The sequence below is a fragment of the Streptomyces sp. NPDC028298 genome, assembly GCF_055565895.1.
Map to the genome: position 1 here is coordinate 142,974 of NZ_JBVHTL010000006.1, position 23,554 is coordinate 166,527.

22 protein-coding genes and 1 riboswitch are annotated in these 23,554 nt (G+C 71.0%); of the genes, 12 read left to right on the plus strand and 10 right to left on the minus strand.

The annotated features are described in order from the left end of the window. Positions 1–99: 99 nt before the first annotated feature. Positions 100–807 (plus strand): pentapeptide repeat-containing protein, encoded by a 708-nt coding sequence (locus ACZ4TO_RS26260; protein WP_382792587.1) that lies wholly within the window; start codon positions 100–102, stop codon positions 805–807. A 20-nt stretch (positions 808–827) separates the two neighbouring features. Here the strand turns inward: ACZ4TO_RS26260 and ACZ4TO_RS26265 are convergent, their stop codons facing one another. The 3 genes from ACZ4TO_RS26265 to ACZ4TO_RS26275 all read right to left on the minus strand — a co-directional run bounded on the left by ACZ4TO_RS26265 (position 828) and on the right by ACZ4TO_RS26275 (position 2,940). Further along, positions 828–1,322, minus strand: a complete 495-nt coding sequence (locus tag ACZ4TO_RS26265; protein ID WP_382792590.1) for a DUF4913 domain-containing protein — start codon at positions 1,320–1,322, stop codon at positions 828–830. Between the two features lie 106 nt (positions 1,323–1,428). Then, positions 1,429–2,373 (minus strand): hypothetical protein, encoded by a 945-nt coding sequence (locus ACZ4TO_RS26270; protein WP_382792593.1) that lies wholly within the window; start codon positions 2,371–2,373, stop codon positions 1,429–1,431. Between the two features lie 66 nt (positions 2,374–2,439). After that, complete coding sequence (locus tag ACZ4TO_RS26275; protein WP_382792596.1) at positions 2,440–2,940, minus strand: hypothetical protein; 501 nt, start codon at positions 2,938–2,940, stop codon at positions 2,440–2,442. A 192-nt stretch (positions 2,941–3,132) separates the two neighbouring features. On the opposite strand from ACZ4TO_RS26275, the gene ACZ4TO_RS26280 reads away from it, so the two are divergent. Then, a complete protein-coding gene (locus ACZ4TO_RS26280) occupies positions 3,133–4,542 on the plus strand; it encodes a M1 family metallopeptidase (RefSeq protein WP_385042359.1) in 1,410 nt (469 codons plus the stop codon). Positions 4,543–4,614: 72 nt separating this feature from the next. Here the strand turns inward: ACZ4TO_RS26280 and ACZ4TO_RS26285 are convergent, their stop codons facing one another. Then, positions 4,615–5,190 (minus strand): TerD family protein, encoded by a 576-nt coding sequence (locus ACZ4TO_RS26285; protein WP_382792601.1) that lies wholly within the window; start codon positions 5,188–5,190, stop codon positions 4,615–4,617. A 214-nt stretch (positions 5,191–5,404) separates the two neighbouring features. Here ACZ4TO_RS26285 and arfB point away from each other — a divergent pair, with 214 nt between their 5' ends. Further along, on the plus strand, positions 5,405–5,833 hold the full coding sequence (arfB, locus tag ACZ4TO_RS26290; RefSeq protein ID WP_339130103.1) for an alternative ribosome rescue aminoacyl-tRNA hydrolase ArfB: 429 nt from the start codon (positions 5,405–5,407) through the stop codon (positions 5,831–5,833). Between the two features lie 36 nt (positions 5,834–5,869). Here arfB and ACZ4TO_RS26295 read toward each other — a convergent pair whose 3' ends face one another. After that, positions 5,870–6,352: a flavin reductase family protein gene (locus tag ACZ4TO_RS26295; RefSeq protein WP_468025553.1), complete on the minus strand. Its 483-nt coding sequence runs from the start codon at positions 6,350–6,352 to the stop codon at positions 5,870–5,872. Positions 6,353–6,861: 509 nt separating this feature from the next. On the opposite strand from ACZ4TO_RS26295, the gene cdgB reads away from it, so the two are divergent. Both cdgB and ACZ4TO_RS26305 read left to right on the plus strand, forming a co-directional pair. Then, complete coding sequence (cdgB, locus tag ACZ4TO_RS26300) at positions 6,862–8,607, plus strand: diguanylate cyclase CdgB (RefSeq protein ID WP_468025366.1); 1,746 nt, start codon at positions 6,862–6,864, stop codon at positions 8,605–8,607. Between the two features lie 117 nt (positions 8,608–8,724). Next, positions 8,725–9,693, plus strand: a complete 969-nt coding sequence (locus ACZ4TO_RS26305) for a carbohydrate-binding protein (protein WP_468025367.1) — start codon at positions 8,725–8,727, stop codon at positions 9,691–9,693. Positions 9,694–10,207: 514 nt separating this feature from the next. On the opposite strand, the gene ACZ4TO_RS26310 is transcribed toward ACZ4TO_RS26305, so the two are convergent. From ACZ4TO_RS26310 to ACZ4TO_RS26320, 3 genes are all read right to left on the minus strand, one after another. Then, on the minus strand, positions 10,208–11,137 hold the full coding sequence (locus tag ACZ4TO_RS26310) for a 1-phosphofructokinase family hexose kinase (RefSeq protein ID WP_468025368.1): 930 nt from the start codon (positions 11,135–11,137) through the stop codon (positions 10,208–10,210). A 144-nt stretch (positions 11,138–11,281) separates the two neighbouring features. After that, positions 11,282–12,466: an N-acetylglucosamine-6-phosphate deacetylase gene (nagA, locus tag ACZ4TO_RS26315; RefSeq protein WP_382792617.1), complete on the minus strand. Its 1,185-nt coding sequence runs from the start codon at positions 12,464–12,466 to the stop codon at positions 11,282–11,284. Between the two features lie 7 nt (positions 12,467–12,473). Next, positions 12,474–13,469 (minus strand): ROK family protein, encoded by a 996-nt coding sequence (locus ACZ4TO_RS26320; protein ID WP_382792620.1) that lies wholly within the window; start codon positions 13,467–13,469, stop codon positions 12,474–12,476. Positions 13,470–13,645: 176 nt separating this feature from the next. Between ACZ4TO_RS26320 and ACZ4TO_RS26325 the strand changes: the two genes are divergently transcribed. Together ACZ4TO_RS26325 and otsB are read left to right on the plus strand one after the other, a co-directional pair. Beyond that, the gene (locus ACZ4TO_RS26325; protein ID WP_261701885.1) at positions 13,646–13,873 is read left to right on the plus strand and encodes a DUF3263 domain-containing protein; all 228 of its coding nucleotides are present in this window, start codon (positions 13,646–13,648) and stop codon (positions 13,871–13,873) included. 76 nt (positions 13,874–13,949) lie between these two features. Continuing rightward, on the plus strand, positions 13,950–14,804 hold the full coding sequence (otsB, locus tag ACZ4TO_RS26330; RefSeq protein ID WP_382792623.1) for a trehalose-phosphatase: 855 nt from the start codon (positions 13,950–13,952) through the stop codon (positions 14,802–14,804). Positions 14,805–15,027: 223 nt separating this feature from the next. Here otsB and ACZ4TO_RS26335 read toward each other — a convergent pair whose 3' ends face one another. Both ACZ4TO_RS26335 and ACZ4TO_RS26340 read right to left on the minus strand, forming a co-directional pair. Continuing rightward, positions 15,028–16,488, minus strand: a complete 1,461-nt coding sequence (locus ACZ4TO_RS26335) for an alpha,alpha-trehalose-phosphate synthase (UDP-forming) (RefSeq protein ID WP_468025369.1) — start codon at positions 16,486–16,488, stop codon at positions 15,028–15,030. Between the two features lie 78 nt (positions 16,489–16,566). Then, positions 16,567–17,511, minus strand: coding sequence for a glucosyl-3-phosphoglycerate synthase (locus ACZ4TO_RS26340; RefSeq protein ID WP_468025370.1), 945 nt, complete (start codon positions 17,509–17,511; stop codon positions 16,567–16,569). Between the two features lie 205 nt (positions 17,512–17,716). After that, positions 17,717–17,873, plus strand: a riboswitch (SAM riboswitch). Between the two features lie 17 nt (positions 17,874–17,890). Between ACZ4TO_RS26340 and thrC the strand changes: the two genes are divergently transcribed. The 5 genes from thrC to ACZ4TO_RS26365 all read left to right on the plus strand — a co-directional run bounded on the left by thrC (position 17,891) and on the right by ACZ4TO_RS26365 (position 23,499). Then, positions 17,891–19,189 carry a threonine synthase gene (gene thrC, locus ACZ4TO_RS26345; protein ID WP_468025371.1) on the plus strand — a complete coding sequence of 433 codons (1,299 nt, stop codon included), beginning with the start codon at positions 17,891–17,893 and terminating at the stop codon, positions 19,187–19,189. After that, positions 19,186–19,461, plus strand: a complete 276-nt coding sequence (locus ACZ4TO_RS26350; protein ID WP_355766811.1) for a MoaD/ThiS family protein — start codon at positions 19,186–19,188, stop codon at positions 19,459–19,461. Before thrC ends, ACZ4TO_RS26350 begins: the two co-directional genes overlap by 4 nt. 441 nt (positions 19,462–19,902) lie before the next feature. Beyond that, positions 19,903–20,106, plus strand: a complete 204-nt coding sequence (locus tag ACZ4TO_RS26355; protein WP_005315736.1) for a cold-shock protein — start codon at positions 19,903–19,905, stop codon at positions 20,104–20,106. A 362-nt stretch (positions 20,107–20,468) separates the two neighbouring features. Continuing rightward, the gene (gene groL, locus ACZ4TO_RS26360) at positions 20,469–22,091 is read left to right on the plus strand and encodes a chaperonin GroEL (RefSeq protein ID WP_103550993.1); all 1,623 of its coding nucleotides are present in this window, start codon (positions 20,469–20,471) and stop codon (positions 22,089–22,091) included. 286 nt (positions 22,092–22,377) lie between these two features. After that, positions 22,378–23,499 (plus strand): NADH:flavin oxidoreductase, encoded by a 1,122-nt coding sequence (locus tag ACZ4TO_RS26365; RefSeq protein ID WP_468025372.1) that lies wholly within the window; start codon positions 22,378–22,380, stop codon positions 23,497–23,499. The last annotated feature ends 55 nt before the right edge of the window (positions 23,500–23,554 follow it).

A 23,554-nucleotide genomic window follows, 5' to 3' on the forward strand; every position in this document is an offset into this window, starting at 1 on the left:
GCGGCCCCGGAATGTGACATGCGAGGCGTTCTCGCAGGCCGGGGCGCCCGCCGTCACGGTCCGGCGCCCGTTGTCGGTGGGGGCGGGCAGGATGGGGGCATGGCGAGGAGAGTGGCGGGCGGACGCGGCGGCACGGGCGCGAAGGAGCAGGGGGCGGGGCCGAAGGGGGCACGGCGGCCGGAGCTGCGGCTGCCCCCGCTGGAGCCGTACGACGGCGGGGAGCTGGAGCCTGACGGCGACTACGACGGGCTGGAGTTCCGGGAGGCGGACTTCGCGGGGCAGGACGGCGGGGGAGCCCGCTTCATGGACTGCGCGCTGACGGGCTGCGCGCTGGACGAGACACGGCTGCACCGCGCGCGCGTGCTGGACTCGGTCCTCACCGGCATCCGGGGGGTCGGCACCGATCTCGCGGAGTCGACACTGCGCGACGTCGAGCTGATCGACGCCCGCCTCGGCGGGGTGCAGCTCCACGGCTCGGTCCTGGAACGGGTGGTCGTGCGCGGCGGGAAGATCGACTATCTGAACCTGCGCAAGGCGAGGCTCAAGGACGTCGTCTTCGAGGGCTGTGTCCTGGTCGAGCCGGACTTCGGGGGCGCCCGCCTGGAGCGGGTGGAGTTCGTGGACTGCGTCCTGAAGGGAGCGGACCTGACGGAGGCCACCCTGGTGGACGTGGACCTGCGCGCGGCGGCGGAACTCGACATCGCCCGCGGCGTGGACCGCCTCGCGGGCGCGGTCATCAACACCCACCAACTCCTGGACCTGGCACCGGTGCTGGCGGCGGCGCTGGGGGTCAGGGTGGAGGGCTGAGATCCGCTCTCAGGGCGGGGTCACCCCGGGTAGGGGTCCATCGAGGGAGTCTCCTTGTCCCGGTGGCCGCCCTTGCAGCCCGCGAAGGGGCCGGCGGGGTCGCGCAGCGAGGCCATGACATGGGTGAGGTGGTCGCGGTGCCACAGCGCGGGTCCGCTCATCCCGGCCGCGTGCCCGGTCAGCTCCTGCCAGGTCATCCACAGACCGTAGAACTGGGCCACCGCTTCCGGGTGCCGCCACCAGCTCGCGCACCAGGGCGCCGTCGAGGTGACCTCACGGCCGTACACCGGCAGCAGAAGGTGCCGCACCCACAGGGTCAGCCGGAAAAGGGCGTCGTCCTGTTCCGGCCCTTCCAGATACAGGATGAACGGCGAGGGCCGGGGCGACGGCTCCGGGCGCGGGGCGCCGTCGGCGGCCGGGACGTCCTCGGCGACGGCTTCCTCCTCCGGGGGCCGGAGTTCCCGGCCCGGCCCGGGGGCCTCGGGGGCGCCGGGCAGCGTGCTGTTCTCGTGCATGCGGGGATGTCCTCGGGGCCGGAGCGGAACGGGGAGAGGCGGGGACATCCGGCCGCCGGGACGTCCGTGCAGGGCGTCCCGGGGCCGGCTGTCCGGTCGTTCGCGGCTACTGGGCCAGATTCGTGCGCTGGGTGACGGCCTTCGGCGGCGGCGACGGGAGGGCCGAGGACGTCGCCGCGGGCGCGGTGGAGGTCTCGGCGCCCGGCGACCGCAGGGAGGCCACACTCGATGCCGACGCCAGGGCCGCCGAGGCCGGCGGCACCCGGTTCATGGGGTAGTTGTCCCCGGGCAGGCTCGTGTTGCTGCCGACGCTCGCCTCCGGCGACGCCGTGGTCGGCAGGAAGCCGCCCTGGGTGGCGCGCTGCTGGTAGCTGGTCAGGGAACCGCCGAGGGTGAGCGTCGTTCCCCAGGTCGTGAGCTGCTGCAACTGCTGCCGGGTCCGGTCGGGATCGGCGGCCTGCGCGCTCATCACGGTTCCGCCGATGGTGGCGGCGCTGCCCAGCACGCTGACCACGGCCCGCGTCCGGTTCACGTCGGGGTCGTGGTACGCCTTGTAGGCGGTGATCCCCAGATTGCCGAGCGCCTCGGTCCCGGCCAGATAGGGCGCCGCCGTCTGCAGCCGCTTCGCCGTGTCGCCCTCGGCGTAGACCGAGGCGATCTGGGCGGCGATGGGGAGGGCCTTCGTCGCGAACGAGATGATCGGCTCCGCGTTCGCCACGACCCAGTTCTTCGCTCCCGTGGTGTACTGCCAGATCTTTCCGGACGTGCCCTGGGCCAGGTAGGACGGGGGCCTGCCGACACCCTCCTGGTAGTAGATGCCCTGTTCGCGCTCGGGGTGCGGGCGCTCGGGGAGCTCGGGCATGCCCTCCGGGGCGATGATCGGGACGGGAACGGACGTGCGATCGGTGCCCGCGGTGGCGGCGGGAACGGCCGGGACGCCGACGAAGGGGATCTCGCGGACGCTGTCGACCGACGCGGTCGAATCCTCACCGTCCGAAACCGAGGCGCCCTGCCCCGCCTCCAGGTCGGACCGTCTCTTCTGGGGTGGCATCCGAGATTCCTTCCGTGCGCCGGAGTCGCTCTACGCGCAGCACAACGGACCCGCGGTCCCGTCGGTTCAGGAGACGCGGGGAAAGCGGGCCTGGAGGGTCCAGATGGCCGGGTTTTCGGCGAGGTCCTCGTGCAGGTCGGTGAGGTCCGCGAGCAGGTCGTGCAGGAAGTCGCGGGCCTCGCGGCGGAGCTCGGTGTGGGAGAAGGTCAGCGGCTCCTCGTCGCCCGGCATCCAGTCGGCCTCGATGTCCACCCAGCCGAAGCGGCGCTCGAAGAGCATGCGGTCGGTGGACTCCGTGAAGTCCAGCTCCGCCTGCTGGGGGCGGGAGGCCCGGCTGCCCATCGGGTCGCGGTCGAGCTGCTCCACGATGTCGCACAGCGCCCACGCGAAGTCGAGCACCGGCACCCAGCCCCAGCCCGTGGACACCTCCCGGTCCGTCTTGGTGTCGGCGAGGTACACGTCCCCGCAGAACAGGTCGTGCCGCAGCGCACGGACGTCCGCGCGGCGGTAGTCGGTCTGCGGGGGGTCGGGGAAGCGGTTGGAGAGGGCGTAGCCGATGTCGAGCACGAGGTGATGGTGTCACGCCGGACGCGGTCCACTCCCCGTCCCGGTCGGCGGGAGGGCGGGGCGGCCGGGACGGTCGGGTTCCGGCCCGCCGGGGTCCGGCGGCGGTGGTTTCCGGCCGGAGCCGGGGCACCGGGCCCCCGGGCCGCGCAGCGCACCCCGCGTGAGGCGGAACGGCGGCCTAGGATCGCGGATGTGCCCCGATCCTCCGCCACCGTCCCCTTTGCCCTGGCCCTCGCGCTCGCCGCCGGGCTCACCGCCTGCGGCGGGGACGCCGTGCACGGGAAACCGGGCGCGGCCGGTGTCGGCGACCCGTACTTCCCGAAGATGGGCAACGGCGGGTACGACGTCACCCACTACGGACTCACCCTGTCCTACGACCCCCGGGACAAGCGGCTGACGGGAACCGCCGAGATCACCGCACGGGCCCTGCAGGACCTCAGCGCCTTCCACCTGGACCTGCTGGGTCTGCACGTCTCCGACGTCACCGTCGAGGGCCGCGCCGCCGGCTGGAGCCGGGCGGGCCAGGAACTGACCGTGCGCCCGCACGACGACCTCGACCGGGGAGAGACGTTCAGCACGACCGTCCGCTACTCCGGGATCCCGCGGACGATCACCGACGCCGACGCCTCCAAGGAGGGCTGGCTGCGCACGGCCGACGGCGCCCTCGCCCTTGGGGAACCCACGGGGTCGATGGCCTGGTTCCCCGGCGACCACCACCCCTCCGACAAGGCGGCGTACGACGTCAGGATCACCGTCCCGAAGGGCCTCCAGGCCGTCTCCAACGGCGAGTTGACGAGCGAGTCGACCAAGGACGGCCGGACGACGTACGCCTGGCACACCGCCGAACCGATGGCGAGCTATGTGGCGACCCTCGCGATCGGCCGGTACGACGTCACCCGCTCGACGGCGAAGAACGGCCTGCCGGTCTACGTGGCGGTGGACCCCACCCAGAAACAGGCGAGCGAGAAGGTGCTGGGACGGATCCCCGAGGTCATGGACTGGGAGGAGTACAACTTCGGCCCGTACCCCTTCTCCTCCACCGGGGCCGTCGTGGACCGCCCCGACGACGTGGGCTACGCCCTGGAGACCCAGACCCGCCCCGTCTTCCCCGGCGCCCCCGACACCGCCACCCTGGTCCACGAACTGGCCCACCAGTGGTTCGGCGACTCGGTCACCCCGAAGTCCTGGCGGGACATGTGGCTCAACGAGGGGTTCGCCACCTACGCGGAGTGGCTGTGGCAGGAGGACCACGGCGGCGACTCGGCGGAGAAGATCTTCAACTCCCTCTACCGGGGCGACTACTACGAACCGGTCGACAGCAGCGAGGTCTGGGCCTTCCCGCCCGCGGACCCGCCCGGACCCGCGCAGATCTCCGACCCGCCCGTCTACTACCGCGGCGCGATGGTCCTGCACAAGATCCGTCAACTGGTGGGCGACGACACCTTCTACGACATCGTCCAGGGCTGGGCCGCCACCCGTCGCCACGCGAACGCGGACACGGCCGAGTTCACCGCGTACGTCGAGAAGGCCGCGCCGGACAAGGACTTCAGCGGGATCTGGAGGGACTGGCTGTACGGGAAGGGGAAACCGGCCCACCCGTGAGCGCGCGAGAGGAGCCCCCGGGCGAACCGCGGTCCGGGGGCTCCTCTCGAAGTGCGCCTGCGCGCCGGGCCGTCAGACGCTGACGCCGAAGTCCTGCGCGATGCCCACGAGGCCCGAGGCGTAGCCCTGGCCGACCGCGCGGAACTTCCACTCCGCGCCGTTGCGGTACAGCTCGCCGAAGACCATGGCGGTCTCGGTGGCCGCGTCCTCGGAGAGGTCGTAGCGGGCGATCTCGGTGCCGCCGGCCTGGTTCACGATGCGGATGTAGGCGTTGCGGACCTGGCCGAAGTTCTGCGAGCGGGTCTCCGCGTCGTAGATGGAGACCGGGAAGACGATCTTCTCGACGTCGGCGGGCAGGCCCGCGAGGTTGACGTTGATCGCCTCGTCGTCGCCGGCGCCCTCACCCGTGCGGTTGTCACCGGTGTGGACGATGGTCTGGTCCGGGGTCTGCTTGTTGTTGAAGAACACGAAGTGGGCGTCCGAGTAGACCTTGCCCTGGGGGTTGACCGCGATGGCCGAGGCGTCGAGGTCGAAGTCGGTGCCCGTGGTGGTGCGGACATCCCAGCCGAGGCCCACGGTGACGGCGGTCAGGCCCGGAGCCTCCTTGGTGAGCGAGACGTTGCCACCCTTGGACAGGCTTACAGCCATTGTTGGGAGTCCCTTCCCTCGTGACGTACGGGCTTCGTACTGGGGACGAAGCTACCGTCACCCCTATGAACGCCAAGGGGGGTACCCGAGGTTCCGTCTGTCTTTACCTTTTTTACCGAGACTCACCCCTTCACCCCGGCAGAGGCCGATGTTCACCCCCACAGGCGCCGAAAAGCGGGTGACGCGGACCGGTCGCGCGGGCGACCATGAACACATGTCCGGTCCTTATGTCATCCGCGGCTCCGTCTCCCTGCCCGAGGCCGAGCTCATGTGGCGTTTCTCGCGCTCCGGCGGGCCGGGCGGGCAGCACGTGAACACCAGCGACTCGCAGGTCGAGCTCCGCTTCGACCTCGCCAACACCGAGGCGCTGCCGCCCGTCTGGAAGGACCGTGCCCTCGCGAAGCTGGAGGGCCGTCTCGTCGACGGGGTCGTCAGCGTGCGCTCCTCCGAGCACCGCTCCCAGTGGCGCAACCGCGAGACGGCGGCCGTGCGCCTGGCCTCCCTTCTCGCCGAGGCGACCGCGCCGCCGCCCAAGCCGCGCCGCGCCACCCGTATCCCCCGGGGCATCAACGAACGCCGGCTGCGCGAGAAGAAGGCCCGCTCCGAGACCAAGCGCGGCCGCACGGGCCGCGACTGGGGCTAGGGCCGTTCCCAGCCCGTCGGGCCCGGTCCGGCGGCCTCAGCCGAGCTGCCGGTAGCGGCCCTTGAAGTACGTCAGGGGACCGCCGTCCGCGCTCGGCACCCGGGCCGTCAGGACACGGCCGATGACGAGGGTGTGGTCGCCGGCGGTGATCCGCTGTTCGGTGCTGCACTCCAGGGTGGCCAGGGCGCCGCCCACCAGGAGGGCGCCGGACGCCTCGCCACGGACGTAGGGGATGTCCTCGAAGAGGAGCCGGTCGCTGATGCGGCCCTTCATGGAGAACCGGCCGGCGATGTGGCGCTGGCTCTCCGCGAGCACGGAGACGCCCCACAGCGGCTGCTCGTCGAGCAGGTCGTCCATCCGGGACCCCTCGCGCAGGCTGACCAGGACGAGCGCCGGGTCCAGGGAGACGGACATGAAGGCGGTCGCGGTCATGCCGACGTCCTCGCCGCGCGGCCCGTCCGGGGCCAGCGCGGGCTCGTGGGCGGTCACCAGGACCACACCCGCGGCCAGCCGGGTCATGGCGGCGCGGAACTCGTCGTTGCTCACCCCCTCAGCATGCACGGACGGGGTGGCGGGAAGGGCAGGGGGAGTCGTGAGCACGCCGAAACGCTAGTCTCCGCATCCGGGGCGCCACATCGGACCTCGGTCCGAACCGGGACCTAGGTCCCGGGGCGGAGACGGAGGCCGTACCCTCGTCCCTACTCCTCCGGTGGACACGGGGAGCGCACAGGTTCTGCACAGTCGTCGAATAATGCATTCTGCAAACGCACACCGGAATGCAGAAACTCCACTCAATTGCTCAGGTTCCGCTGTGACTTGAGTCACAGGAGCCATATTTTGTTGACCCTGTGTACCGAGTGGGGAGCGCGCTGTGATTCAGTGGCGGAGGCGTTGAGCGGGGAAGCTACCAAGCAGTACGGCGTGAAGGGGTTCGCGGGGAAGCGCCGGGCAGTCAGCACGGAACCGAAAGAGCACCCAGTACGCCGAAGGAACCCTGGAGTTGCTGCGAGGTCTCGAGGGGAGGGCGAATGGAGACCGAGTCGGAGCCCTACGTCCGTCTTGCGACCCTGAGGCAGCTTCATCAGGTCATGGCGGACATGAACACCGCGCGCAGCCTGGCGGACACGCTGCAGACCGTCGCCGACGGCGTCGTCACCGGGCTCGGCTACGAGCTGGCGTGCGTCAACCTCGTACGCCCCGACGGCGACCTCGTCGTCGCCGCCCTCGCCGGGAACCCGGCCGCCGAAGCCCTCATCACCGGCCGTGTCGGCTCGCGCGCCTCCTGGGACCGCCGGCTCACCATGGGCGAGGCCTGGGGCGACCTGCGGTTCATACCGCACACCGAGGGCTGGGTCCTGGACGAGGACGACGTGCCGCAGTGGTACACCGACGGTCCCGCGCCCCGCTTCGAGGACGAGTGGCACCCCTCCGACCGCCTCTTCGCGCCGCTGTACACCCCGAGCGTCTCCGGCAGCGGCGGCAACGGCGGCGGTAATGGCGGCGGCAACGGCGGTGGGCACGGCGAGCTGATCGGCGTGCTCTCCGTGGACCGGCCGCGCAACGGCCGCAAGCCGGGCGCCTGGGGCCGCGAAGCCCTCCAGATGTACGCCTTCCAGGCCGCCATCGCGATCAGCAATGCCCGTCTACGCGCGAATATGCAGCGCGCCCTGGTCCGCCTGGAACGCGAGCAGCAGGCGCTGCGCGCCAGCGAGGAATCCTTCCGGCAGGCCTTCGAGTACGCCCCCTCCGGCATGGCCATCGCCGAGATGGGCGGCGACCAGCACGGCCGCATCCTGCGCACCAACGACGCCCTGTGCCGGCTCCTGGGCCGGCCCGCCTCCGCGATGCGCCGCTACTCCTTCTCCGACCTCGTCCACCCCGAGGACATCGGCACCCTGCTGCGGACCTCCGCCGAGGGCGGCCGGGCCGAGCTGCGGCTCGGGCGCCGCGACGGCACCTATGTCTGGGTCCACCTGCGCAACTCCGTCGTCGCGGACGCCGCCGACGGCCCGCGCTTCCTGCTCACCCACGTCGAGGACATAGAGGACCGCAAGCGCCGGGAGCTCCAGCTCGCGCACCGCGCCTCGCACGACGCCCTCACCGGCCTGCCCAACTCCGCCGAGCTGCGCTCCCGGCTCGGGGCCCGCCTGTGCCGGCGCCCGGCCTCCCTGCCGCCCGGCGCGGTCGCCTCGCTGGACGCCGCGTACGGCCACGGGGACTTCGCGGACCCGCTGTCCGGCGAGTACGACGACACCGGCCACCCCGCCTACGACGGGAACGGTCACGGCTTCGACTTCCAGGCCGGCGCCGAGGCGTTCGAGGCCTTCGACCACCACGTGCACACCGTCGCCCCCGAGGGCGAGACGGACGACGGCACCAAGGGGCTCGCTGTGCTGTTCTGCGACCTCGACGGCTTCAAGTCGATCAACGACAGGTTCGGGCACAACGCGGGTGACGAGGTTCTCATCGAGGTGGCCCGCCGCCTCACCCACGGGGTCCGGGACGGCGACACGGTGGCCCGGCTCGGCGGGGACGAGTTCGTCGTGCTCGCCGACGGTCTCGGCCGGGCGGACGCCCAGGACCTCGCCGTACGCCTGAGGAACGCGATCATCCCTCCCATCAGGGTCGATGGACGGGCCGTCCGCGTGGGCGCCAGCTTCGGCATCGGCTGGGCCCACTGTGGAATGACGGCGGACGAGGTGTTGAAATCCGCTGACGAGCGGATGTACGTCGAGAAACGTTCTCGTCCCAAACAACACAGGCGTGCGGGATAACACGCAGGTCAGTGCGTCGATGCGGTGAAGGACCCCCGTTTGGCCCAGCGAAACCGGGTAGGCTCGCCATTCATTCGTGTACCGAGTCAGAACCGCACCCGCTGAGGAGACCAAGGGATGACGCCCGGCAACAACGGCGCGAGCACGCCCGAGGAGGACGACCCGTTCGGCTATCTCTACGCCGACGGTCAGGCCAACGGAGCCACGCCGCCCTCTGGCGGCGGGGGCTACGGCTACCCGGGCTCGGTCAACCGGGTGCGGGCGGTCGGCGAGCGCAAGTACGGCCAGCAGACCGCTCAGGGCGGCTACGGACAGCAGGCCCCCACCGCCCCGTACGGCCAGGTGCCGCAGCAGGGCGGCTACGGCCAGCCGAACGCGCACTACGGAGCCCCCGAGACCGTTCCCGGCGGCGCGCAGACCGCGCGGACGCCGATGCCCGGTCACGGTGACGGCGGCGGGCGCGGGAGCGGCCCGAACACCAAGGGTCTGCTCATCGGCGCGATCGCCGTGGTCGCCGCCGTGGTGATCGGCATCGCCATCGCCATGACGGGCGGCGGTGACGACGACAAGGGCAACCAGGCGGACACGACCCCGACGGCTTCCCAGAGCGCCGCTCCGACCCAACAGGAGACGAAGGGCGCGGACGAGCCCAAGGAGCTCCCGAAGGCCGACGCGAAGACGCTGAACCTCGGCACTGGCGTGACGACGGCCTCCGACGTCCAGGGCGCCCAGTCCGACGGTGGGATCTACGTGTCCGGCCTGAACGCCCCGGGCGCCTCGGTGACCTGGACGGTCAACGGCATCCCCGAGGACGGCACCTACACCGTGTTCGCGCGCTACAGCGTGCCCGGCCAGGACGCGTCGATGACGCTCACAGTCAATGGCAAGCCCTTCGGCTCCAAGCTGAGCATGGAGAACTACGCGCACGCCGCCGAGGGCGACTTCGCCAAGGGCTGGACGACGACCTACGCGTGGCCCACCCTCAACAAGGGCACCAACACGATCACCATCTCCTGCGGGGACGGCGACAGCTGCAACGTGCTGCTCGACCAGCTCTCGCTGAAGAAGGGTCAGGTCAAGAAGTAGCCCTTCGGGGCCGAGCCCCGAAGCGGTGTTCCGACCTCGACGACCGCCAAGGTCGGAACACCCTCGGGTCAGATACGTCCGCCTTCGACGCAGAGGACGGCCACCCAGCCCGTCGTACCGTCGATCTTCACCTTGACCCAGTCATTGCCGGACGGGCCCCCGTTCCAGCACCTGTACGAGCCGCCGTCGTTCTCCCGCGTGCACGGGGTCGTGGTGCACGGAACCCTGTAATGAGGATCGGTAACCGTGTGAACGACCCTCGACGAGGTACTGGTGGTGCTTCGGACGGTGAAGTTGTGGCCGTCCTTCATCCAGACTCCCGCCTGATCGGCCGACGCCGCGGAGCTCATGGAGAAGAGGAGTCCCGTCGAGGCCAGGCCGAGAGCCGCGAGTCGCTTGACAGTCGGTGATTTGCGCATGTGTTCCCCCAGCGAAATCCAGATCTTTGGTCGCTGGCGATCATATGTTCTGAAGATGGTGCGTACGCACGGCTGTTGGCCGTGATTGGCCGGTTTCAGGCTGCCGAGCTCTCGCAGGTCACTGCTACTCGCTTCCGCAACGCCTCGTACGTCCCCCGGTCGAACTCGCCTGCCGCGGACGCCCTCACGGTGGCCGCCGACAGGGCCACGGCGCGGGTGAGGCGGTCCGGCCAGGGGAGTTGTTCCACCAGGCCGGAGAGCAGTCCGGCCACCGCGGAGTCGCCCGCGCCGGTCGGGTTGCCGTGTTCCCGGGCGGGCGGGACGGCGCGCCAGCAGCCCTCCGGGGCGACGGCCAGCAGGCCGTGCGGACCCAGCGAGGCGACGACCGCCCGGGCCCCGCGCCGCCTGGCGTCCTGGGTGGCGCGCGACGGTTCGTGGGAACCGGTGAGTTCCGCCAGTTCCTCGGCGTTCGGCTTGACGAGGTCCGGCCGCGCGGCGACCCCGCGCCGCAGCGGCTCCCCGCTGGTGTCCAGCAGTACCGGGACGGCCGACGCGCGCGCGGTGCGTACGAGTTGGGCGTAGGCGCCGACCGGGACGCCCGGGGGCAGGCTGCCGCACAGGGCCACCGCCGAGGCGGAGCGCAGCAGACGCTCGTACGTCTCCTGGAAGGCCGACCATTCGGCGGGGGTTATCGCCGGGCCCGGTTCGTTGAGCTGGGTGGTGTCACCGGTCGTCGTGTCGACCACGGCTATCGTGCGGCGCGTCGCTCCCTCCACCGGGACGAGCGCGTCCACCACCCCGGCCGACTCGGCCAGTTGGTCCCGCACGATGCGGCCGGTGGCACCGCCGGCGAACCCGGTGACCGTCACCTCGTGCCCGAGCGCGGCCAGCACGCGCCCCACGTTCAGGCCCTTGCCGCCGGGGCGTTCGGTCACCTCGCTCACCCGGTGCGAGCCGTGCGGGCGCAGGGACCGCACGCGATAGGTGATGTCGAGAGCGGTGTTCAGTGTGACCGTGAGGATCACCTGGGCCGACCTCCCCCGAAGAGTTCTGTGACGTGGGCGCCGTTCGGACGCCCGCCGGTGTTTCCGGAGGCTCGATCATGCCAAACACAACGGCGGTCGGCCCAGTCCCCCCGGGCCAACCGCCGTAAGCAACAAAGGTATGAATCACCCCAGTTGGGGATCGACCACCCATTCACCGCCGCGCATGACGCCCTTGAGCGCGAAGTCGGCGTCGAGGACCACGAGGTCCGCGTCCTTGCCCGGCTCCAGGGAGCCCACCCGGTCGTACCGGCCCAGCAGGCGGGCGGGGTTGACGGAGAGGGCCGTCACGACGTCCTCGACCGGCAGCCGGTCGACCGTGACGGCGCGCTGGAAGGCGCGGTCGAGGGTGAGGGTGGAGCCGGCGATCGAACCGCCCTCCACGAGGCGGGCGACGCCGTCCGCGACCTCGACCTCCAGCGGGCCGAGCATGTAGCGGCCGTCGCCGAAGCCGGCGGCGTCCATCGCGTCGGTGATGAACGCGACCCGGCCGGGACCCGCGTGATGGAACGCCAGCTCCAGCGAGGCGGGGTGCAGATGCGTGCCGTCGTTGATCAGCTCGACGGTGATCCGCTCGTCCTCCAGGAGGGCGGCGATGGGGCCCGGCGCGCGGTGCCCGAGCGCCGGCATCGCGTTGAACAGGTGGGTCGCCACGGTCGCGCCGGCGTCGATGGCCGCCTTCGTCTGCTCGTACGAGGCGTCGGTGTGCCCGATCGCGGCGATCACCCCGTGCTCGGCGAGCAGCCGTACGGAGTCGAGGCCGCCCGGCAGTTCGGGGGCGAGCGTGACCATGCTGGCCCGGCCGCGCGCCGCGTCGATCAGCTTGCGGACCTCCGCCGGGTCCGGGTCGCGCAGCAGTTCCTCGGAGTGCGCGCCCTTGCGGCACGGCGAGATGAACGGGCCCTCGAAGTGGATGCCGGCGATGTCGCCCTGCTCGGCCAGTTCGGAGAGCATCCCGGCGCGTTCGGCGAGGCCGTGCATGTCGCCGGTGACGGTCGAGGCGACGACGGTCGTGGTGCCGTGCAGCCGGTGGGTGTGGATGCCCCGCAGGACGTCCTCGGCCGTTCCCGAGGTGAAGGACGCGCCGCCGCCGCCGTGGTTGTGGAGGTCGACGAAGCCGGGGACCACCCAGTGGCCGGACAGGTCGGTCACGGTCGCGTCCGCGGGCGCTGCCGCGTGGACTCCGCCGGGCCGCGTCTCGGAGGCACCCGCGGCGGCGATCCGCGAACCGTCGACGATCACGCGGCCGTCGTGCACGATCCCGGTGGGCAGCACCACCCGGGCGCCGGCGAGAACCTTGCTAGGAGCCATCGGGTGGTTACCTCCGGGGAGTCGTAGAAGTGGTGTTCAGGAGGTCCCGGGCGAGGAGCCCGGCACCGAGGCATCCGGCGGTGTCCCCGAGGGCGGCGGGGACGATGGACGGCAGTTTCTGGAAGGTGACACGGCGTTCGACCGCGGCCCGCAGGGGTGTGAACAAGGTTTCCCCCGCCTCCGCGAGCCCGCCACCGATGATCAGGGTGCGCGGGTCCAGGAGGGTGAGCGCGGTGACCAGGCCGTCGGCGAGCGCGTCGACGGCCTCCTGCCACACGGCCAGCGCCCTCGGGTCGCCCGACTCGACGGCCTTGGCGCAGTCCGCCGCGTCCGCGGTGGGGTCGCCCGACGCCTCGGCCCAGGCCTGGCTGACGGCCGCCGCGGAGGCGAACCGCTCCAGACAGCCGCGCTGCCCGCACGGGCACGGGGCCCCGCCGGGCCGTACGACGATGTGGCCGATCTCGCCCGCGAAGCCGTGCGCGCCTTCCTCGACGCCGCCGTTGATGCCGATGGCGCCCGCGATGCCGGTGCCCAGCGGGACGAACAGGAAGCGGTCCGCTCCCCGTCCGGCGCCGATCCGGCCCTCCGCGAGGCCGCCGGTGCGCACGTCGTGCCCGAGCGCGACGGGTACTCCGCCGAGCCGTTCGGCGAGCAGCCGGCGCAGCGGGACGTCGCGCCAGCCGAGGTTGGCGGCGTAGACCGCGATGCCATTCCGCGCGTCCACGATGCCGGGGACGGCGACGCCGGCGGCCAGCGCGCTCTCGCCGAAGTTCTCCTCGCCGTAGGCGCGCAGTTCGGCGGCGAAGTCGAGGATGTCCTCGACGACGGCGTCGGGCCCGCGCTCACGGCCGGTCGCCCGGCGGGCCTGGTGCAGCAGCGCGGGGTGCCCGGAGGCCTGCGGCCGCGGCGCGTCGGGGCGGTCCGGGGAGGGCTCGGCGTCCACCCCGACGAGGGCGGCCTTCATCCCGGTGCCGCCCACATCGAGGGCGATGACGTGTCTCACGGGGGACAGTGTCGCGCTTTACCCCTGGAAAGGTCTAGTCCACTCACGGGATGGAGACCTTGTATCCGCATTCCGAGACATGAGCGGGGCCCTGCCGGTCCCCTGCCGGTCCCCTGGCGGGCCCCTGGCGGGCCCGGGCCCGGCGTCTGTCGGTGCCGGGGACTACCGTGCTGTCCATGGAAGAGCTGCCCGCGCGCGAACGGAGCATCCTCGCCCTGGAGCGCCGCGGCTTCCCCGGCCCCGGCGCCAAGGAGCGCGCCATACGCGAACAACTGGGCCTGGCCCCGGTCCGCTACTACCAGCTCCTGAACGCGCTGCTGAACGACCCGCGAGCCCTCGCGCACGACCCTGTCACGGTGAACCGGCTCCGCCGTGTCCGCGAGTCCCGCCGCGACGAACGCTGAGCACGGGCAGGATCCGGCCCCTCCGGCGTCCGAGGAGCGGGGGGTGCGTCCGGCGTCGCCCGGATAGGGTCGCCCCATGGGCAGCCACCCCGAATCCAAGGACTCCTTGCCGACTCCGGTGACCCCCGCCGGGCGCGACGCTCTGGAAGCGATCCTCACGCGTCCCGCCCGGACGGTCGTCGCACTCGACTTCGACGGAACACTCGCCCCCATCGTCCCCGACCCCGACCGGGCCCGCGCCCACCCCGACGCGGTCCCGGCGCTCGCCGCCCTCGCCCCCAAGGTCGCCTCCGTCGCCGTCGTCACCGGCCGCCCGGCCGGTGTCGCCGTGCGCCACGGAGGCTTCGCCGGCGTGCCGGGGCTGGAGCACCTGGTCGTCCTCGGTCACTACGGCGCCGAGCGCTGGGACGCGGTCAGCGGCACGGTCACCGCGCCCGCTCCGCACCCGGGCGTCGCGGCCGTCCGGGCCGAACTGCCGGGGTTCCTCGACGCGATCGGTGCCTGGCAGGGCACCTGGATCGAGGAGAAGGGCCGCGCGGTCGCCGTGCACACGCGCCGGGCCGCCGATCCGCAGGCCGCGTTCGAGGCGTTGCGGGAGCCGTTGGGCGAGCTCGCCGCGCGGCACGGGCTGATCGTCGAACCGGGGCGCATGGTCCTGGAGCTGCGTCCGCCCGGCATGGACAAGGGGGTCGCCCTGCTGGAGTACGTCCGTGAGGTCGGTGCCGAGGCCGTTCTGTACGCCGGGGACGATCTGGGGGATCTGCCCGCGTTCGGCGCCGTCGACAAGCTGCGCTCCGACGGGGTTCCCGGGCTGCTGGTGTGCAGCGGCAGCTCCGAGGTCGCCGAGCTGGCCGAACGCGCCGACCTGGTGGTCGACGGGCCCGCCGGGGTCGTCCGGATCCTCGCCGCGCTGGCGGCCGCGCTCGACTGACCCGGCCGGCGACCCCCGCGCGGGGCGGGCGGGGCGGGCGGGCCACAAGCCGGTTCTCGCCCCCTCCGCCCCTACCCTTCCCGTACCTGGGGCTCCGCCCCAGACCCCGCTCCTCAATCGCCGGAGGGGCTGAACTTTCGCCGGCCGGGGCTGGAACCGTCTGGACCCTGGACCCGCAGCCGGGATCCGGCGGACAGGAACCCCGACCGCCGCCCGCCCCTCCTCAGCTCTCCAGCGCGTGGAGTTGGTCCAGGAACCACTGGGCCGGGGGAAGGGCGGTGGCCGCGGCGGTCAGGCGTTTGGTGCGTTCGGCGCGTTCGCCCGGCTGCATGGTGAGCGCCTCGTACAGCGCCCGCGCCGTCCCGGTGATGTCGTACGGGTTCACGGAGATCGCGTCCTCGCCCAGTTCCTCGTACGCTCCGGCCTCCCGGGACAGGACCAGCGCACAGCCCTCGTCGGAGACGACCGGGATCTCCTTGGCGACGAGGTTCATGCCGTCCCTGATGGGGTTGACGAGAGCGACGTCGGCGAGCCGGTAGGCGGCGAGCGAGCGCGCGAAGTCGTCCTTCACGTGCAGCACCACCGGGGTCCAGCCGGGCGTTCCGTAGTGCGCGTTGATCTCGTCGGCGAGCCGCTGCACCTCGGCCGTGTAGTCCCGGTAGACGGCGAGGTCCTGCCGCGACGGGTAGGCGAACGCCACGTGGACGACCCGCTCGCGCCACTCCGGGTGGTCGTCGAGGAGCTGCCGGTACGCCAGCAGCCCCCGCACGATGTTCTTGGACAGCTCGGTCCGGTCGACGCGCACGATCGTCCTGCGGTCCGCGCCGATCTCCTCGCGCAGCGCGGCCATCCGTTCCCCGACGTCCGCGCGGTGCGAACGCTCGCGCAGGAACTCGGCGTCCGCGCCGAGGCCGTGCACGCCGACCCGGGTCTCGCGCACCGGCGGCCGGGCGCCGTCCAGGTGCTCGATCGTGCGGGGGGTGCCGCCCGAGGGCGAGCCGGCGCGGTAGCGGCCGGGTTCGGTCGCCTCCGCGCAGCGCGTGAACGCGGTGGCCCACCGCCAGGTCAGGAAGGCGACCCGGTCCGCGCCGAGCATGCCCGCCATCAGCTCCGCGCGGATGTCGTCGGGGAGCATCCGGAAGTAGTCCTCGGGCGCCCACGGGGTGTGGGAGAAGTGACCGATGCGCAGGTCGGGGCGCAGTTCGCGGAGCATCCCGGGCACCAGGCAGAGGTGGTAGTCCTGGACCAGCACGGCCGCGCCCTCGGCCGCCTCCTCGGCCAGCGCCTCGGCGAAGGCGCGGTTGTAGGCCCGGTACGACTCCCACTGGCGCCGGAACTCCGCGTCGAAGACCGGCTCCAGCGGGGTCTGGTAGAGCAGGTGGTGCACGAACCACAGCACGGAGTTGGCGATGCCGTTGTAGGCGGCGGCGTGCGTGTCGGCGTCGATGGCCAGCATCCGTACGCCGTCCTCGTGGACCCCGCGCCGCACGGCCTCCCGGTCGCCGACCCCGAGGGCGGAGCAGACCCAGAGGGCGCCCGCGTCCGGCCCGATCGCCGAGAGTCCGGAGACGAGGCCGCCGCCGCCACGTCTGGCGTGCAGCGAGTCGTCCTCCCGTACCTCGTAGGTGACCGGGCCGCGGTTGGAGGCGACCAGAATCCTGTGGGCACCGTGCGTTGAAGCCATGCCTCGAAACCTAGCCCCGTCTCGAAACGCTCAAACGCGCCCTTCGGCCGTATGCGATCGGCGGCCGTCGGCGCCGGACTACGCGGCTCTGCGCGTCTGGTACTCGGAGATTTCGCTCATCGGCGGCCTTTCCTCCGTGTCCACGGAGTACGTGCGCGGCCGGAAACCGTCGCGGTCGCGCTCGAACTGGGTGAGGGAGGGACGGATCAGGTGTCCGCGCGCCAGCCGGAGCTGCGCGGTGCGGTAGATCGCGGCGGCCATGCGGCCGAGCGCCTGCCCGTCCTGGTGGCGGTGCTTGCGCACCCCGACGTCGACCTGGGCGAGGGCGTCCAGGCCCACCAGGTGCAGGGCGTCGACGAGCATGCCCAGCTCGACGCCGTAGCCGACGGGGAAGGGGAGCTGTTCGAGCAGCGAGCGGCGGGCCGCGTACTCGCCGCCGAGCGGCTGGACGAAGCCCGCGAGCTGCGGCCAGTGCATGTTCAGGAGCGGGCGGGCCATCAGCTCGGTGACCCGGCCGCCCTGCCCGCCGCCGCCGGCCATCGGGCGGTCGTACATGGCCTTGACCAGGTCGACGCCGGGTTCGGTGAGCAGCGGGCCCACGATCCCGGAGACGAAGTCGGACGAGAACTCCTTGAGGTCCGCGTCGACGAAGCAGACGATGTCCCCGCTCGTCACGAGCAGCGACCGCCACAGCACCTCGCCCTTGCCGGGCACGGCCGGGATCCGCGGGAGGATGTCGTCGCGGTGCACGACGCGCGCGCCCGCGGCGGCGGCGACCGCGGCGGTGCGGTCGCTCGAACCGGAGTCGACGACGACGATCTCGTCGACGAGGGGCACCTGCTGCATCAGATCGTGGCGGATGATCGCGACGATCTCGCCGACCGTCTCCTCCTCGTTGAGTGCGGGCAGCACGACACTCACCGTCGATCCGGTGACACGCTTGGCTGCCATGATCCTGTGGAGCGGGCGGTCGGTCGCGGACCAGGAGCGTGTGCTCAGCCAGCTTTCGACTTTACTCAGCACCGTCTGCGGCTCCTCACTGTCTGATCACACGCTCTCATCGGCGTGCCCGCTGCGGCCAGCGGCAGATCGATTGCCGTCGTCTCGCGGTTCGGACGACTATCTCAACTGTCCTGGCCTTCGGTTACAGTCTTGAACAACGCGCATGACCATCGCATGTCCTGGATCGTCGGCGCGTATCGTGTTCAACAGTTCAACAATCAAATACCGCTCATCCAGAGGGGCAGAGGGATACGGCCCGATGAAGCCCCGGCAACCCTCCAGCCGGTCTCGTACCGATCGATGTCGATCGCGTCGCGAGGCTCCCGGCTAGGGAAGGTGCCAAATCCGTCTCACGGCGAAGTGCGCCGTGAGGAAGATGAGGAGAAAGGGCCTCGCCTCCATGGCTGCGCAGACAGTTGCAAGCACCACGAACTCCGCCGACGCGGTAGACCTCGGCCCGGCCGCGGCGCTTTCCTGCCGCGAGTGCGGACACCGCGTCCCGCTCGGCCCGGTCTTCGCCTGCGAGGAGTGTTTCGGCCCGCTGGAGATCGCCTACGACTTCTCGGCCTACGACACCGAAGAGCTCCGCAAGCGCATCGAAGCGGGACCCACGAACATCTGGCGCTACGCGCCGCTCCTGCCCGTCCCCGCGGACGTGGCGGACAAGCCGAACATCAACCCCGGCTGGACCAAGCTCGTCCAGGCCGACAACCTGGCCCGCGAGCTCGGCGTCGACGCCGGGAAGCTCTTCGTCAAGGACGACTCCGGCAACCCGACGCACTCCTTCAAGGACCGCGTCGTCGCCCAGGCCATCGAAGCGGCCCGCGTCTTCGGCTTCACCACCCTCTCCTGCTCCTCCACCGGCAACCTCGCCGGGGCGGTGGGCGCCGCGGCGGCCCGCGCCGGCTTCCGTTCCTGCGTGTTCATCCCGCACGACCTGGAGCAGGGCAAGGTCGTCATGGCCGCGGTCTACGGCGGCGAGCTCGTCGGCATCCAGGGCAACTACGACGACGTGAACCGTTTCTGCTCCGAGCTGATCGGCGACCCGGCCGGCGAGGGCTGGGGCTTCGTCAACGTCAACCTGCGGCCCTACTACGCCGAGGGCTCCAAGACCCTGGCGTACGAGATCTGCGAGCAGCTCGGCTGGAAGCTCCCCGACCAGCTCGTCGTGCCCATCGCCTCCGGCTCCCAGCTCACGAAGATCGACAAGGGGCTCCAGGAGCTGATCAAGCTCGGACTCGTCGAGGACAAGCCGTACAAGATCTTCGGCGCCCAGGCCGAGGGCTGCTCCCCGGTGTCCGTGGCCTACAAGGCCGGTCACGACGTCGTACGGCCGCAGAAGCCGGACACCATCGCCAAGTCGCTCGCCATCGGCAACCCGGCGGACGGCCCGTACGTGCTCGACATCGCCCGGCGCACCGGCGGCGCGGTGGAGGACGTGAACGACGAGCAGATCGTCGACGCGATCAAGCTGCTCGCGCGCACCGAGGGCATCTTCGCGGAGACGGCCGGCGGTGTGACCGTCGGTGTCACCCGCAAGCTCATCGAGAACGGTCTCCTCGACCCGGCCCTCACCACGGTCGTGCTGAACACCGGCGACGGCCTCAAGACCCTGGACGCGGTGGCCTCCGACACCGGGCTGACCGCGACCATCCGCCCGAACCTCGACTCCTTCCGAGAGGCTGGCCTCGCATCATGAGCGTCAACGTCCGCATCCCCACCATCCTGCGCACCTACACCGGTGGTGCCGCCGAGGTGACGGCCGAGGGCGCGACCCTCGCCGAGGTCATCAGCGACCTGGAGAAGAACCACACGGGCATCGCCGCGCGCGTCCTGGACGACCAGGGCAAGCTGCGTCGCTTCGTGAACGTGTACGTCAACGACGACGACGTGCGCTTCGAGCAGGGACTGGAGACGGCGACTCCGGACGGTGTCGGCGTTTCGATCATTCCGGCCGTCGCCGGAGGCTGATCGTTACCCTCGGTAATGCCGAACACAGTGCGTTCACATAATTGCCCCCTCCGTGAGACAAACGGAGGGGGCAATTCTGTTGGGTTGAACGCGCTAGAGTTGGGGAAGTCGCTCCGATTTGGATGTTGGTTTCATGCCGGACGCATATGAGTGACCGTTCTTCGGGCGACAAGAAGTAGCCAAAGTGACTCACCTTTTTGGGCATTTTATGGCATTTGCGGGGCCCGACTTGCCCTGAATCCTTGCGCATTCTCCACATATCATTGATCGGCCATGCCCAGAATTCTCGTCCGATTGACCTGTTGCAGAGGGCAGTTGGACAGATACATTCAGCCGCGGTCGACGCGTTCCGGCGCACACCCCCAACCGTTGGGGGGTGAGGTCTGACCCGGATCCGCGAAGTGTGGATCTGTGCAAGGGCCAGTAATAGGGGAGTTAGGCATGGCTCAGGGCACCGTCAAGTGGTTCAACGCGGAGAAGGGGTACGGCTTCATCGCGGTCGACGGTGGTGCGGACGTCTTCGTGCACTACAGCGCGATTCAGATGGACGGCTACCGCACCCTTGAAGAGGGTCAGCGAGTGGAGTTCGAGATCTCGCAGGGCCAGAAGGGTCCGCAGGCGGACATGGTCAAACTCGCCGTCTGATCGGGCGCGAACGACCACCGACTCAACTCACGCACGAGGGGCCCGCATCCCACCAGGGATGCGGGCCCCTCGTGCGTCTCCGGGGGGCTTCCAGGGGGCTCGCTTCGCGAGCGCACCTTGCTCCCGCCCGTCGCCCGACCGCCACCCCTCGACGAGCTCGCTTCGCGAGCGCACCTTGCACTCGACGGGGTCGAGTGCTAATCATTGGCGTTAGCACTCTCCGAGTGAGAGTGACAGAACTTGGATCGGGCCGGCGAGGCTCGCGGGCCTGTGGGGCAAGGAACCACAGGGCTCGGGGGCCGTCCGTCGCGGGCGCGGGCGCGATCCGGAGCAATCCACCCCGTCCGGGAGGACCACTTCACATGGCCAAGATCATCGCGTTCGACGAGGAGGCACGGCGCGGTCTCGAGCGCGGGATGAACCAGCTCGCCGACGCCGTCAAGGTCACCCTCGGCCCCAAGGGCCGTAACGTCGTCCTCGAGAAGAAGTGGGGCGCGCCCACGATCACCAACGATGGTGTTTCCATCGCCAAGGAGATCGAGCTCGAGGACCCGTACGAGAAGATCGGCGCCGAGCTGGTCAAGGAAGTCGCCAAGAAGACGGACGACGTCGCCGGTGACGGTACGACCACCGCGACCGTCCTCGCCCAGGCGCTCGTCCGCGAGGGCCTGCGCAACGTCGCCGCCGGCGCCAACCCGATGGCCCTCAAGCGCGGTATCGAGAAGGCCGTCGAGGCCGTCTCCGGTGCCCTGCTCGAGCAGGCCAAGGATGTCGAGACCAAGGAGCAGATCGCTTCCACGGCCTCCATCTCCGCCGCCGACACCCAGATCGGCGAGCTCATCGCCGAGGCGATGGACAAGGTCGGCAAGGAAGGCGTCATCACCGTCGAGGAGTCCCAGACCTTCGGTCTGGAGCTGGAGCTCACCGAGGGTATGCGCTTCGACAAGGGCTACATCTCGGCGTACTTCGCCACCGACATGGAGCGTATGGAGGCCGTCCTCGACGACCCGTACATCCTGATCGCGAACTCCAAGATCGCGAACGTGAAGGACCTGCTCCCGCTCCTGGAGAAGGTCATGCAGTCGGGCAAGCCGCTGCTGATCATCGCCGAGGACGTCGAGGGCGAGGCCCTGTCGACCCTGGTCGTGAACAAGATCCGTGGCACCTTCAAGTCCGTCGCCGTCAAGGCCCCGGGCTTCGGTGACCGCCGCAAGGCCATGCTCGGCGACATCGCCATCCTCACGGGCGGCGAGGTCATCTCCGAGGAGGTCGGCCTCAAGCTGGAGAACGCGGGTCTGGACCTGCTGGGCCGCGCCCGCAAGGTCGTCATTACCAAGGACGAGACCACGATCGTCGACGGCTCCGGCTCCGCCGACCAGGTCGCCGGCCGTGTGAACCAGATCCGTGCCGAGATCGAGAACTCGGACTCGGACTACGACCGCGAGAAGCTCCAGGAGCGTCTGGCGAAGCTGGCCGGCGGCGTGGCCGTCATCAAGGCCGGTGCCGCCACCGAGGTCGAGCTCAAGGAGCGCAAGCACCGCATCGAGGACGCCGTTCGCAACGCGAAGGCGGCCGTCGAGGAGGGCATCGTCGCCGGTGGTGGCGTGGCCCTGCTCCAGGCTTCCTCGGTCTTCGAGAAGCTCGAGCTCTCGGGTGACGAGGCGACCGGCGCCAACGCCGTGCGTCTGGCCCTGGAGGCCCCGCTCAAGCAGATCGCCGTCAACGGTGGTCTCGAGGGTGGTGTCATCGTCGAGAAGGTGCGCAACCTTCCCGTCGGCCACGGCCTGAACGCCGCGACCGGTGAGTACGTCGACATGATCGCCGAAGGCATCATCGACCCGGCGAAGGTGACGCGTTCCGCTCTGCAGAACGCCGCCTCCATCGCCGCGCTGTTCCTGACCACCGAGGCCGTCATCGCCGACAAGCCGGAGAAGGCCGCGGCCCCGGCCGGCGGCGGCATGCCGGGCGGTGACATGGACTTCTGATCGACCCCGGTCGATCAACCGTCCTGACGTTCCGAGGGCGGCGCCTTCCCGAGAGGGAGGGTGCCGCCCTCGGGCGTTTCCCGGCCCGCCGCCGGACGTCTCCTCGGGCGGGCCGCCCCGGTACGTGGCCCGGATCACAGGGACGAGTCCCGGGGCGGCGGAATGCCTCGCCCGGTGCGGAGGTTGACGCTGAAGAGCAGTTGATGCATGTGCACATACCGCACGGAATCTCCTGTTTCGCAGACCGCTCGACGTCATACCGACCACCTCTCCGAGGAGCCCCCACGTGACCGCTGACGCCGCGTCCCGCGCCGCCGAGATCCTGTCCCGCCCCGTCTCCATCAACGGCCTGAGCGTCCCGAACCGGATCGCCATGGCCCCGATGACCCGGATGTTCTCGCCGGGCGGCGTACCGGGAGAGGACGTGGTCGGCTACTACTCCCGCCGTGCCGCCGCGGGCGTCGGCCTGATCGTCACCGAGGGCACCTACGTCGGCCACGAGTCGGCCGGACAGAGCGACGCGGTGCCGCGCTTCCACGGCGAGGACCAGCTCGCCGGATGGACGAAGGTCGCCGACGCCGTGCACGCGGCGGGCGGCACGATCGTCCCGCAGCTCTGGCACATCGGCATGGTCCGCAAGGCGGGCGAGCCGCCCTTCGCGGACGCCCCGCCCGTCGGCCCCTCCGGCCTCTACAAGGAGGGCGCGCAGGTCACCGGCAAGAGCATGACCCAGCAGGACCTGGACGACGTCATCGAGGCGTTCGCCAAGGCCGCCGCCGACGCCGAGCGCATCGGCTTCGACGGGGTCGAACTGCACGGCGCCCACGGCTACCTGCTCGACCAGTTCCACTGGGCTGGCACCAACCGCCGCGAGGACGCGTACGGCGGCGACCCGGTGGCCCGTACGAAGTTCTCGGCGGAGATCGTCGCCGCGGTGCGCGCGGCCGTCTCGCCCGAGTTCCCCGTCATCTTCCGCTACTCGCAGTGGAAGCAGCAGGCGTACGACGCCCGCCTCGCGGAGACCCCGGAGGAGCTGGAGGCGATCCTCGCCCCGCTCGCCGCGGCCGGAGTGGACTCCTTCCACGCCTCCACCCGCCGCTACTGGGTGCCCGAGTTCGACGGTTCCGACCTCAACCTCGCCGGCTGGACGAAGAAGCTGACGGGCAAGCCCACCATCACCGTCGGCTCGGTGGGCCTGGACGGCGACTTCATCAAGGCCTTCGTGGGCGAGGGCTCGCCGGTCAAGGGCATCGACGACCTCCTCGACCGCATGGAGCGCGACGAGTTCGACCTCGTCGCCATCGGCCGCGCGCTGCTCCAGGACCCGGAGTGGGCGGCGAAGGTCCTGGCCGGCCGCTTCGACGAGCTCGCGCCGTACGACGCGGCGGCGCTGGGCTCGCTGAGCTGACAGCTTCCCGGAAACGGGGGAACGGGGGAGGGACGGCGCCCGCTGTACGCGGGTG